The organism is Cognatishimia sp. 1_MG-2023, assembly GCF_030548175.1.
In the GTDB taxonomy this organism is placed as follows: domain Bacteria; phylum Pseudomonadota; class Alphaproteobacteria; order Rhodobacterales; family Rhodobacteraceae; genus Cognatishimia.
Window position 1 is genome coordinate 279,178 of sequence record NZ_JAUORX010000004.1, and the last position, 11,781, is coordinate 290,958.

The 11,781-nt window shown below is 52.8% G+C and carries 10 protein-coding genes; 5 read left to right on the forward strand and 5 right to left on the reverse strand.

Going from position 1 to position 11,781, the window contains the following annotated elements; genetic code table 11:
- Positions 1-53: 53 nt before the first annotated feature.
- Positions 54-2,321 carry an NADP-dependent malic enzyme gene (locus Q4544_RS09055; protein WP_303505524.1) on the reverse strand — a complete coding sequence of 756 codons (2,268 nt, stop codon included), beginning with the start codon at positions 2,319-2,321 and terminating at the stop codon, positions 54-56.
- A 181-nt stretch (positions 2,322-2,502) separates the two neighbouring features.
- On the opposite strand from Q4544_RS09055, the gene mutS reads away from it, so the two are divergent.
- Positions 2,503-5,127, forward strand: a complete 2,625-nt coding sequence (gene mutS, locus Q4544_RS09060; protein WP_303505735.1) for a DNA mismatch repair protein MutS — start codon at positions 2,503-2,505, stop codon at positions 5,125-5,127.
- Here the strand turns inward: mutS and Q4544_RS09065 are convergent, their stop codons facing one another.
- The 3 genes from Q4544_RS09065 to hrcA are packed head-to-tail and all read right to left on the reverse strand — an operon-like array spanning position 5,128 to position 7,872.
- Positions 5,128-6,180, reverse strand: a complete 1,053-nt coding sequence (locus tag Q4544_RS09065; protein ID WP_303505526.1) for a YgcG family protein — start codon at positions 6,178-6,180, stop codon at positions 5,128-5,130. It lies immediately after the preceding gene.
- 60 nt (positions 6,181-6,240) lie between these two features.
- Positions 6,241-6,798, reverse strand: coding sequence for a nucleotide exchange factor GrpE (locus Q4544_RS09070; protein ID WP_303505527.1), 558 nt, complete (start codon positions 6,796-6,798; stop codon positions 6,241-6,243).
- 9 nt (positions 6,799-6,807) lie between these two features.
- The gene (gene hrcA, locus Q4544_RS09075) at positions 6,808-7,872 is read right to left on the reverse strand and encodes a heat-inducible transcriptional repressor HrcA (RefSeq protein ID WP_303505528.1); all 1,065 of its coding nucleotides are present in this window, start codon (positions 7,870-7,872) and stop codon (positions 6,808-6,810) included.
- 127 nt (positions 7,873-7,999) lie between these two features.
- Between hrcA and rph the strand changes: the two genes are divergently transcribed.
- From rph to Q4544_RS09095, 4 genes are read left to right on the forward strand one after another with little or no spacing between them, the layout of a single operon-like run.
- Positions 8,000-8,713, forward strand: coding sequence for a ribonuclease PH (gene rph, locus Q4544_RS09080; RefSeq protein WP_303505529.1), 714 nt, complete (start codon positions 8,000-8,002; stop codon positions 8,711-8,713).
- The gene (gene rdgB, locus Q4544_RS09085; RefSeq protein ID WP_303505530.1) at positions 8,710-9,321 is read left to right on the forward strand and encodes an RdgB/HAM1 family non-canonical purine NTP pyrophosphatase; all 612 of its coding nucleotides are present in this window, start codon (positions 8,710-8,712) and stop codon (positions 9,319-9,321) included. Before rph ends, rdgB begins: the two co-directional genes overlap by 4 nt.
- The gene (gene hemW / locus Q4544_RS09090; RefSeq protein ID WP_303505531.1) at positions 9,314-10,471 is read left to right on the forward strand and encodes a radical SAM family heme chaperone HemW; all 1,158 of its coding nucleotides are present in this window, start codon (positions 9,314-9,316) and stop codon (positions 10,469-10,471) included. Before rdgB ends, hemW begins: the two co-directional genes overlap by 8 nt.
- 4 nt (positions 10,472-10,475) lie before the next feature.
- Positions 10,476-10,829: a YbaN family protein gene (locus Q4544_RS09095; protein ID WP_303505533.1), complete on the forward strand. Its 354-nt coding sequence runs from the start codon at positions 10,476-10,478 to the stop codon at positions 10,827-10,829.
- Positions 10,830-10,876: 47 nt separating this feature from the next.
- Here the strand turns inward: Q4544_RS09095 and Q4544_RS09100 are convergent, their stop codons facing one another.
- Complete coding sequence (locus Q4544_RS09100; RefSeq protein WP_303505534.1) at positions 10,877-11,770, reverse strand: ParB/RepB/Spo0J family partition protein; 894 nt, start codon at positions 11,768-11,770, stop codon at positions 10,877-10,879.
- Positions 11,771-11,781: the final 11 nt, after the last annotated feature.

Here is an 11,781-nt window from a genome sequence, read left to right on the forward strand (position 1 = left end):
AAATAGGGTGTTGAGACCAATAGTCTGTCTTGGTCTCAACTTGAGTGCAAGCCTTAAACGTCTAGCTTTCCAACCTTACAAGCGGCCAAAATTGCCATGTTCAGAATGTCATTTGCAGTCGAGGTTGTTGAGCAAATCTGAATGGATTTGCTAACGCCCGTTAAGATTGGACCAATCACTGTCGCCCCAGCCATTTCTTGCATCAATTTGGTCGAAATACTCGCCGAATGACGGGCGGGAACGACCAAGATGTTTGCAGGTCCGGTTAAACGTTGGAATGGGTAGGCTTCTTGTTGTGTCGCATTGAGCGCAACATCTACTGTCATTTCGCCTTCGTATTCGAAATCAACGCCACGTTTATCCAGAACCTCAGGCGCGAGGTGCATCTTTTCCGCACGTTCCGAAACTGGATAACCGAATGTAGAAAAGCTTACAAAGGCAACGCGAGGCTCCAAGCCAAGGTCACGCGCCACGCTCGCACAGGATTCCGCGATATTGGCAAGATCGTTCTGATCCGGCCATTCATGAACAAGCGTATCGGAAATCAAAACGATACGTCCGTTGTGCAGGATTGCGGTGACCCCAACAGCACCTGCATCGGCATTCGCATCGAAAACGTTGTTAATGTATTCAAGAACATGCGCCGACTTACGTGTCGCACCGGTTACCAGGCCATCACCATGACCATGCGCCAACATAAGCGCCGCAAAGACGTGACGATCGCGCGATGCAAGACGGTGAATATCGGTGCTGTCAAAACCCTTACGCTGCAGACGCTTAAACAAGAAATCCTTGTATGTACGTAGGTGCATCGTATTCGCGGCGTTAACCACTTCGATTTCAGAAATAGCATCACCCAAGCCGGCAGCTTCGAGTTTTTCTGCGACGTCAGCTTCACGACCAACAACCAGAGCCTTCCCTAGACCATTGCGCTGATAGGCAACCGCCGCGCGCAGGACGCGTGGGTCATCACCTTCTGCGAAAATCATACGTGCCTGAGCATTGCGCGCGCGTGCGTTCAAGCTGCGCAAGATGCTGGCAGTCGGATCCATCCGCGATTTTAGGTTCGCTTCATAACCATCCATATCAATGATTGGACGGCGTGACACACCGGTTTCCATACCAGCTTTTGCGACAGCTGGTGGAATACGCGTGATCAGACGCGGATCGAACGGTGTTGGAATGATATAATCACGGCCAAATGACAGTTTGCGCCCATAAGCCATCGCAACTTCGTCAGGGACGTCTTCGCGCGCCAATTCAGCGAGTGCTTCGGCGCAAGCGATTTTCATCTCGTCGTTGATGGCACGGGCATGAATATCCAGCGCACCGCGGAACAGATATGGGAAGGCCAACACGTTGTTAACTTGGTTGGCATAGTCAGACCGACCCGTTCCAACGATTGCATCCGGGCGAACAGCTTGCGCTTCTTCTGGGGTGATCTCTGGATCTGGGTTTGCCATAGCAAAGATCAGCGGATCTTTGGCCATGCTTTCAACCATCGCCTGCGTTACAGCACCTTTGGCGGAAACGCCCAGGAAGACATCCGCGCCTTTCATGGCTTCATCCAAGGTGCGCAACTCAGTTTTGATGGCATGTGCAGATTTCCACTGGTTCATACCTTCGGTGCGGCCTTGATAAATCACGCCTTTAGTATCGCATACCACGCAATTATCGTGCTTTGCGCCCATAGACTTCAAGAGTTCGATACATGCGATGCCGGCTGCACCTGCACCGTTCAGAACAATTTTGACGTCTTCGATTTTCTTACCAGAAATTTTCAACGCATTGATCAGGCCTGCGGCGCAGATCACGGCTGTACCATGCTGATCATCGTGAAAGACTGGAATATCCATCACTTCTTTGAGTCGCTGTTCAATGATGAAACACTCAGGGGCCTTAATGTCTTCTAGATTGATGCCGCCAAACGTTGGACCCATCAGGCGCACAGCGTTGATGAATTCTTCTGGATCTTCGGTATCCAGCTCAATGTCGATCGAGTTCACGTCAGCAAAGCGTTTGAACAAAACAGCTTTGCCTTCCATCACCGGCTTTGAGCCAAGCGCGCCCAAGTTGCCCAAGCCAAGCACAGCGGTACCGTTAGAAATAACCGCAACAAGGTTACCCTTGTTTGTATAATCGTAAGCCGCTGCAGGGTCTGCTGCGATGGCTTCGCATGGAACTGCCACACCTGGGGAATACGCCAGCGACAAGTCGCGCTGCGTCGTCATGGGCACAGTTGCCTTAATCTCAAATTTGCCTGGCGCCGGGTCCAGATGGTAGGCAAGCGCCTCTTCGCGCGTCACTTTGGTCTTGGTCATAGCAGGTGATCCTTCATCGCATCCGATCCTCCTTATCTTAGGCTCTATGTGCCCTCAACATGTTAGCGCCAAAACCAAAGGCGATTTCACCTTTCGCGCGCCCTTAGGATTTTGTTAAACCTTATTGAACACCACCGTGGGGGATCACATCGTGAACGTAGCCAAACCGGCTGTTACGCCAATGATGGCGCAGTATCTGGAAATCAAAGAAGCCTATCCTGATGCGATCCTTTTTTATCGGATGGGCGATTTCTATGAGATGTTCTTTGACGACGCCGTAGCTGCGGCCGAAGCCTTGGACATTGCACTAACCAAGCGGGGTAAGCACGACGGGAACGAAATTCCGATGTGCGGTGTCCCTCACCATGCTGCCGAAGGGTATTTTCTAACACTGATCCGCAAGGGATTTCGTGTTGCTGTTTGTGAGCAAATGGAAAGCCCAGCAGAGGCGAAAAAACGGGGCTACAAGGCCGTTGTCCGCCGCGAGGTTGTACGGCTTGTGACACCGGGCACATTGACCGAGGATTCCCTACTAGATGCCCGCCGCCATAACTTTTTGGCTGCCTATGCAAAGGTCCGGGATGAGGCTGCTTTGGCGTGGGCGGATATTTCAACCGGTGCGTTACATGTCATGGTTCTACCTCAGGTCCGGCTGGGTGCTGAATTGGCTCGCCTTGCGCCTTCCGAGTTGCTGGTTGCAGAGGGTACAGAGGCAAGTTTAGGTGAAATAGTCTCTGAAATGGGAGTTTCGCTTACCGCCGTTTCTCGTGGTGCTTTTGACAGCGCTGCCGCCGAAACGCGCGTTGCGTCGCTGTTTGGAGCACAGGGTCTTGATGCTTTCGGCACCTTTACGCGACCCGAAATCGGTGCCTTGGGTGCGATCGTGGATTACCTTGAAATCACACAAAAAGGTAAGCTCCCCCTCCTCCGCCCGCCACAACGTGAGATCACTGGCGGCACCATGCAAATTGATGCCGCGACGCGACGAAACCTTGAGCTAACTCACGCACTTTCCGGCGGACGTGCTGGCACGCTTCTAGCCACGATTGATAGAACGGTTACATCCGGTGGCGCGCGTCTGTTAGAGCGACGTCTTTCATCACCTTCGCTGTCCGTTGATACCGTAGTTGGCCGACAATCTGCCGTCACCTTTATGCTGGAAAACGCACATCTCGCACGCGATATTCGCGATCATCTACGCAAAGTGCCCGACCTAGATCGCGCCTTGTCGCGCCTATCCCTAGACCGCGGTGGCCCTCGCGACTTGGCCGCGATCCGTAACGGATTGGAACAAGCCCTCACGCTTTCTGGTCTATGCGAAAACTCAGAACTGGCTCCATTGCTAGGAGAAGCAGCACAGGCGCTTCAGGGGCATGACATCCTTCTAGACCTTCTTGATCAGGCATTAATCGCGGAACCGCCGCTTTTGGCCCGCGATGGAGGGTTTATCGCGCCAGGATACGATAGCGATCTGGACGAATCCCGACAGCTTCGCGACGAGGGTCGCGGCGTTATAGCGAGCATGCAGGCGCAATATTCCGAAATGACTGGCATTCAAGCGCTGAAGATCAAACACAACAACGTGCTTGGGTATTTTATCGAGGCGACCGCCAAGCACGCAGAAACAATGATGTCCGCCCCACTTACTGAGACATTCATTCACCGCCAAACAACAGCAAATCAGGTGCGTTTCACGACTGTCGAGCTTTCAGAGCTCGAAACAAAAATTCTAAACGCCGGAAACAACGCGTTGGAAACCGAAAAGCGGCTCTACTCTGTCCTCAGGCAGGCTGTTTTAGACGCATCGGCAAAAGTATCTTCCGCGGCCCGTGCGCTCGCAGAGTTTGACCTTCAAACCGCTCTGGCAGAGCTGGCCACCAGCGAAAATTGGTGCAAGCCCGAAGTTAACAACAGCCACGATTTCGACATCCAGGGTGGCCGTCACCCCGTTGTAGAAGCAGCGCTGCGCAAACAAGGCGGCGCGCCATTCGTTGCAAACGACTGCGATCTATCCGGTGGAAATGACGCCAGCATTTGGTTGCTAACCGGCCCGAACATGGCAGGTAAATCGACATTCCTACGCCAGAACGCCTTGATCGCGCTATTGGCCCAAATCGGCAGCTATGTACCCGCAGCGACTGCGAAAATCGGCATAGTCAGCCAATTGTTTTCACGCGTTGGCGCATCGGATGATCTGGCACGTGGTCGATCAACCTTTATGGTTGAAATGGTGGAAACCGCTGCCATCCTGAACCAAGCCGATGACCGCGCGCTGGTGATCCTAGACGAAATTGGCCGCGGCACCGCGACCTATGACGGCCTGTCCATTGCATGGGCTACGCTAGAGCATTTGCACGAGGTCAATAAATCCCGCGCCCTTTTCGCGACCCATTACCACGAAATGACCGCGCTTGCCGGCAAACTACAAGGCGTTGAAAACGCCACAGTGACAGTCAAGGAATGGGACGGCGAGGTCATTTTCCTACACGAAGTTAAACGCGGTGCCGCTGATCGCAGCTATGGCGTTCAGGTCGCTCAACTTGCCGGCCTCCCACCATCGGTTGTGAACCGCGCGCGTGATGTTTTGGAAATGCTGGAAAAAGGTGAACGCGAAGGCGGAAAGCAAAAAGCGTTAATCGACGACCTGCCTCTGTTCGCTGCTGCGCCAGCCCCAAAACCGCAAGCTGCAACTGGCCCTTCCCCTGTTCAAGAAAAGCTGGATACAATCATCCCAGATGATCTAAGCCCACGCGAAGCTCTTGAATTATTGTATGAAATCAAAGCATTATCGACTAAACAGCAATAATCACCAACTACCGCTGGCACCACCACCTGACGACGATCCACCACCAGATCCACCGCTGCTTGACGACGAAGACGAGCTTTCAGATTTCCGCGGTATCGTGACATGTGTGTGGTATCGGTCGTCGCAATTCTTGCAGTGATAGTCGACACGTTTCAGGCCAGTTGAACTCGTCGTCGCGGAGGTCACAATGGTTGAATCCCCCTCCAGCGTTTTGAACTGGCAGGTTCGACACGCACCGTATTTGCTAAACCAAGACTTATAGGCTTCAACAGTTCGGTGATCGCAGCTCTGGCAAACCCAAACGTCGTAATCCACGCTTTTCAGACGTTCTTCGACCCGCTCGCCTTCCTTCAAATAGGCATCGTCGTTAGCCTCGCCAAGCTTTTGCATCTTTGTCCCATCAACGGGGCAAATCCGCGGCTTGTTGCGTTTCCACTTTCGGAACAAGCGATAACCGAACCCTGCAAGTGCCGCATAAAACACGGCTATCCAATCGCCAATCCAACCGAGGAACCGCTGCACCCTATTCCATGCACGCTCCGTCAAGGATGCATTGAATTCGCCAGGCCAAGTCCCTGTCACCTCGTGGATCACGGCATCAACACCCCGATCAATCCCAAGCGCATAATTGTCGTCTCGGAAATGCGGAACGATCACCTCATCAATAATCGCTGCCATGGCATCGTTTCGCGCATCGCCATATCCAGAACCCACTTCGATACGCAGACGCCGGTCATACCGCGACACAAGCAGCATCACGCCATCGTTCTTTACTGGATCGCCTAGGCCCCACTGATTGAACAGGCCGGTCGCAAATGGCTCTATCTCCCCCAAGTGGCCGAAATCAGAGAGGTTGTTAATCGTCGCAACAGTAAATTCGACACCACGCTCGTTGCGCAATTCAATCAACTTATTGCGCACCAGATCTTCTTCGCTATCTGTCATCAGATCAGCAAAGTCGTTCACAAAAATCTCGTTGTATTCCGGATAGGTTTGCGCAGGCGCGATGCCTGCCGTGCATATTGCCAAAGCAATCAAAAGATGTCGGAACAAATGAAAAAGCCCTCGATGGTACGAGGGCTTTGTAACATGCATTTCGCGATCTGTTTAGACTTAGCCAACCATCGAGCTTACGCCGACTTGCGCAGGGCGCAGCAGACGGTCGTGCAGCATAAAGCCTTCGGTGGAAACCTGAATGATCTCGCCGGCTTTAGTTCCTGGAACCGGCGCTTCGAACATCGCTTCGTGCTGGTTCGGATCGAACTTATCGCCGACCTCTGGCACGATCACTTCTAGACCGTGTTTCTTGAACACGTTCAACAGCTCGCGCATCGTCAGTTCAATACCTTCGATAACCGCAGGCGCTGCTTGCTTTTGCTCATCAGTGATGGCTTCCATCGCACGCTTCATGTTGTCGTACACAGGCAGCATGTCACGGGCCAAACGGGACCCGCCATACATTTCTGCATCACGGCGTGCTTTGTCGCCACGCTTACGAGAATTCTCAGCCTCGGCCAAGGCACGCATCCAGCGCTCTTTGTACTCGTCACGCTCCGCCTTGAGCTCATCTAGCTCAACGGCTTCATTCTCTAGCTCGTCCAGATCAGCAAACACTTCTGCTTCTGCATCTGCAAGATCATCCAGAAATTCGTTTTCTTTCGGCTCTGCCATCATTCACCTCTATGTCCGGTCAGAGATCATCTTTCCAACCAGCTGCGCCGTATAATCCACAATCGGCACAATTCGTCCGTAGTTTAGGCGCTTGGGTCCAATGACCCCAACAGCACCCACGATCTTTCGATCAGAGTTCATATATGGAGACACCACCAAAGAGGAACCCGAAAGTGAAAAAAGTTTGTTCTCAGAGCCAATAAAAATGCGAACACCGTCACCTTGGTCGGCTAATTCCAAGAAATCCGCGATATCTCGCTTACGCTCGAGGTCATCAAACAGGCTACGAATAAGCTCAAAATCGGCTTCATCTTGGCCTTCACCGATCAAATTAGACCGACCACGCACAATTAAGCGTTCTTGCGTGTCATCATCGTCTGCCCAAACAGCCAAACCGCTATCAATCAAAGCACGCGATAGCTTATCAATTTCTTGGCGGCGCGCCGTTATTTCTTTGCGAATCACTGTCTGCAATTCAGACAGGGTCCGCCCTTCGATCAGTGAATTAAGAAAGTTCGCCGCTTCTCGCATACTGCTTGGCGTTTGACCGGGGGGCGGTGTGAACAAGCGGTTTTCCACATGCCCGTCAGCCATAACCAAAACAACAAGCGCGCGGTCATGGGCTAAGCTGACAAATTCGATATGTCGGATGGGTGCCTCGTGCTTGGGTGCTAAAACCAACGACGCACCCTGCGTCACCCCCGACAAAGCAGCCCCAACGCGATCCAGCATTGTGCCAACATCACCGGAATTTTGCCCCAGCGTTGCATCTATCTTTTCTTGATCCCCGCGATCCATCTCGCGAACCTCAAGCAATCCATCAACAAACATCCGCAAGCCCTGCTGCGTTGGGATGCGCCCCGCGCTGACATGAGGCGAATCCAACAGGCCCAGATACTCCAAATCCTGCATCACGTTGCGGATCGTCGCGGCACTGACCTTTTCGGAAAAGTCACGCGTTAGCGTGCGCGATCCAACGGGATCACCGGTATCCAGATACCCCTCGACCACACGGCGAAACACCTCGCGCGAGCGATCATTCATTTCATTCAGAACTTCTTTGCGATCTGTCATTCAAACTTCCAATGCTGTCGCCCATTAAAGAGCCTCAGCCGCAAAGGTCAATCGGGGTTGCGTAAGGGTCGTGCACAAAGGTATCCCTTGGCCAAGTTAACATGACCTTGAAACGAAGGAAGTCATCATGCGCCCATCCGGCCGTCAGTTGAACGAAATGCGCTCTGTCTCAATTGAAACAGACGTCACCAAACACGCCGAAGGCTCTTGCATGATTAAAATGGGTGACACCCATGTTCTATGCACCGCATCGCTAGAGACCCGCGTACCACCGTTTATCAAAGGCTCAGGCCTAGGTTGGGTTACCGCAGAGTACGGCATGCTACCGCGCTCTACCTCTTCGCGCATGCGCCGCGAAGCCGCATCAGGCAAACAAGGTGGCCGCACCGTAGAAATTCAACGTTTGATTGGCCGCTCTTTGCGCGCTGGCGTTGACCGCGTTGCATTAGGTGAACGCCAAATCACAATCGACTGCGACGTCATCCAAGCAGACGGCGGCACACGCTGTGCATCAATCACTGGCGGTTGGGTTGCCCTACGTTTGGCCGTGAACAAACTGATGAAAGCCGGCGACATCATCACCGATCCACTCGTTTCCCCAGTTGCCGCGATTTCTTGCGGTATCTACGCGGGTCAGCCCGTACTTGACCTGGATTACCCAGAGGATTCCGAAGCCGGCGTTGACGGTAACTTCATCATGCTCGGCAACAAGAACCTGATCGAAGTTCAGATGAGCGCCGAAGGCTCTGTCTTCTCTCGTGCACAGATGGATCAATTGATGGACCTTGCCGAAAAAGGCGTAGGTGAATTGGCCGAAATGCAGTTAGCAGCCGTCGCATGACCCGCAAGTTTACTGGCGACAAACTCCTTGTCGCCACACATAACAAAGGCAAGCTGACCGAGATCAGAGAAATCTTGGCTCCCCACGGCGTAACTGTCGTGGGCGCAGCAGATATGGACTTGCCTGAGCCTGAAGAAACCGAAAATACATTTGTCGGCAACGCCCGTATCAAAGCGCATGCCGCCGCAAAGGCCACCGGCCTTCCTGCTCTGTCCGACGATAGCGGCATTACGATTGACGCACTGGATGGCGCCCCAGGTGTTTATACGGCCGATTGGGCAGAAACCGGCAATGGCCGCGATTTCATGATGGCCATGATCCGCGCCAACGACGAGATCAACGCCAAAGGTCCAGACGCCCCACGCACCGCGCAATTCCGCTGCACATTGGTGATCGCATGGCCCGACGGACATGACGAAGTATTCGAAGGCGTTATGCCCGGCTCGCTCACTTGGCCCATCCGTGGCGAAGGCGGCTTTGGCTACGATCCGATGTTCATTCCCGAAGGCCTAGACATCACCTGCGCCCAAATGGACAAAGCCGAAAAAAACAAAATCAGCCACCGTGGTCGCGCGGTCGCGCAGTTCTTGGCAGGCTGTTTTGGCTGAAGATTGGCAAAACGGGGGCTTTGGCCTTTATATCCATTGGCCCTTTTGTCAGGCCAAATGCCCTTATTGCGATTTCAACTCGCACGTTTCCCGAGAAATTGATCAATCAAGGTGGCTTAGAGCCTATTTATCTGAATTGGATCGTGTCGGATCACTGACAAAAGGCCGAGTTTTAAACTCTGTTTTCTTTGGTGGTGGAACACCTTCGCTGATGGATCCTGACGTTGTTGCGCAGATCATCGAACGGATCCGCGCTACTTGGCCAACTGCAAATGACCTCGAAATCACACTAGAGGCCAACCCCGGTTCTGTCGAAGCTGGCCGTTTTGCCGCCTACAGGCAAGGCGGAGTCAGCCGCGTCTCGATGGGTATCCAAGCCTTAAACGACCGCGATTTGCAGCGCCTAGGCCGCATCCATTCCGTTGATGAAGCCAAAGCAGCCTTCGATATTGCTCGTAAATCTTTCGATCGCGTCAGCTTTGATTTGATCTATGCTCGCCAAGACCAAACACTAAATGATTGGCAAACAGAGCTGCGAGAAGCCCTATCCATGGCCATCGACCACCTCTCGCTCTACCAGCTCACCATTGAAACCGGCACAGCCTTTGGTGACCGCTATGCCAAAGGCAAGCTGCGTGGCCTGCCAGAAGACGACCTAGCCGCTGACATGTACCAAGCGACCGGCGACATCTGCATCGAAGCTGGCTTAGAAGGGTACGAAGTATCCAACTACGCAAAACCCGGTTCTGAAAGCATCCACAATAAAATCTATTGGCGCTATGGCGACTACGCTGGCATTGGCCCGGGCGCCCACGCACGCCTAACCTTAAATGGCCAACGACATGCCATCGAATGCTGGCGCAACCCTGACCGCTGGCTCCAGGCTGTCGATACAGGCAACGGCGAGAATGTCAAAAATCCGATACTCCTGACCGATCAAGCTGACGAGATGATGATGATGGGCCTTCGCCTTCGCGACGGCGTTGATCTGAAACGTTGGGAAAACCTTTCGGGTCGCCCTTTAAATCCGACAACACTTGCCCATCTGCAAGACATAGGCATGATCCGCCAATCTGGCGACCTGCTAATTGCAACGCAAGACGGCCGTATGGTTCTAAACACCCTGCTCGCCGAGATATTGGTGGAATAACTGTATGCGGTATATATGGCTAATTGGCGGACTACTATCAGTGGCGCTCGGCGCTATCGGCATTATTCTACCGCTCTTACCAACAGTACCATTTCTCTTACTAGCTGCATTTTGCTTTGCGCGCAGTTCCGAATTCCTGCACAACTGGATGCTCACCCATCCAAAACTTGGACCACCAATTGCAGACTGGCAAGAAAACGGCGCCATTGGCCTAAATGCCAAACGTCTCGCCACTTTATCAGTGATTGCAGTATTTGGACTTTCCCTAGCTTTAGGAGCACGTCCGCTTGTGCTTGGTATTCAGGCGATCACATTGGGATGCGTCATGCTCTTTATCTGGACCCGCCCTCACGAATAAAAAAGCCGGGTCACGGACCCGGCTATTCGTCTCAATGTCACCTAGACTTAAGTCGCGCTGAGTATTCTACACAGCTCATCTAGCTGATCCATATTCGTATATTTGATCGTAATCTGCCCCGCTTCGCCACCAGGTTTGTGATCAATCGCAACTTTCATACCCAAGTTCGCACCCAAATCCCCTTCCAAGGCTTTGGTATCAGCGTCCTTTTCGACCTTCGGTTTCTTCGGTTTGTCTGTCTCACCAGAGGCATACTTTTTAACAAGCCCCTCGGTTTGCCGAACAGAAAGTCCCTCGGCCACAATGCGCTTCGCAATTTCTTCTGCATGATCCGAGGTGATCAATGCACGCGCATGACCGGCAGAAAGCTTACCCTCTTCCAGCATTTCCTGAATATCAGGCGATAGATTAAGCAAGCGCATTAGGTTTGCAATGTGGCTTCGGCTTTTACCCAAGGCTTTGGACAGCACTTCTTGTGTATGCCCAAACTTGTCCATCAACTGACGGTAACCAGCTGCTTCTTCAACCGGGTTAAGATCAGATCGCTGGATGTTCTCAATAATCGCAATCTCTAAAACTTCGGTATCATTAAAATCGCGTATTACAACCGGAAGCTCATGCAGCTGCGCCTTTTGCGATGCACGCCAACGGCGTTCACCTGCAACGATTTCGTACTTACCGTTTTCTCCAGCCACTTCACGCACGATCAACGGCTGAATTACACCCTTCTCGCGAATGGAATTTGCTAAGTCTTCCAGGTGCTCTGGATCAAAGCGGCGCCGTGGCTGATCTGGGTTTGGAGAGATATTCTCGATCGGAACCATCATATCAGCACGACGCACGCCTGAATCATTCTGGGATACCGGAGATTCATTCACATCTGCCATCAACGCAGAAAGACCGCGTCCCAGCCCCCGGGATTTTACTTTATTCTCTGCCATGCCCGGCCTCC

What these genes read in the sequence shown, in the direction of transcription:
- Q4544_RS09055 (WP_303505524.1), bottom strand. Translation starts at nt 2,321, where the DNA reads ATGACCAAGACCAAAGTGACGCGCGAAGAGGCGCTTGCCTACCATCTG.
- mutS (WP_303505735.1), top strand. Translation starts at nt 2,503, where the DNA reads ATGATGGCGCAGTATCTGGAAATCAAAGAAGCCTATCCTGATGCGATC.
- Q4544_RS09070 (WP_303505527.1), bottom strand. Translation starts at nt 6,798, where the DNA reads ATGGCAGAGCCGAAAGAAAACGAATTTCTGGATGATCTTGCAGATGCA.
- hrcA (WP_303505528.1), bottom strand. Translation starts at nt 7,872, where the DNA reads ATGACAGATCGCAAAGAAGTTCTGAATGAAATGAATGATCGCTCGCGC.
- rph (WP_303505529.1), top strand. Translation starts at nt 8,000, where the DNA reads ATGCGCCCATCCGGCCGTCAGTTGAACGAAATGCGCTCTGTCTCAATT.
- rdgB (WP_303505530.1), top strand. Translation starts at nt 8,710, where the DNA reads ATGACCCGCAAGTTTACTGGCGACAAACTCCTTGTCGCCACACATAAC.
- Q4544_RS09095 (WP_303505533.1), top strand. Translation starts at nt 10,476, where the DNA reads ATGCGGTATATATGGCTAATTGGCGGACTACTATCAGTGGCGCTCGGC.
- Q4544_RS09100 (WP_303505534.1), bottom strand. Translation starts at nt 11,770, where the DNA reads ATGGCAGAGAATAAAGTAAAATCCCGGGGGCTGGGACGCGGTCTTTCT.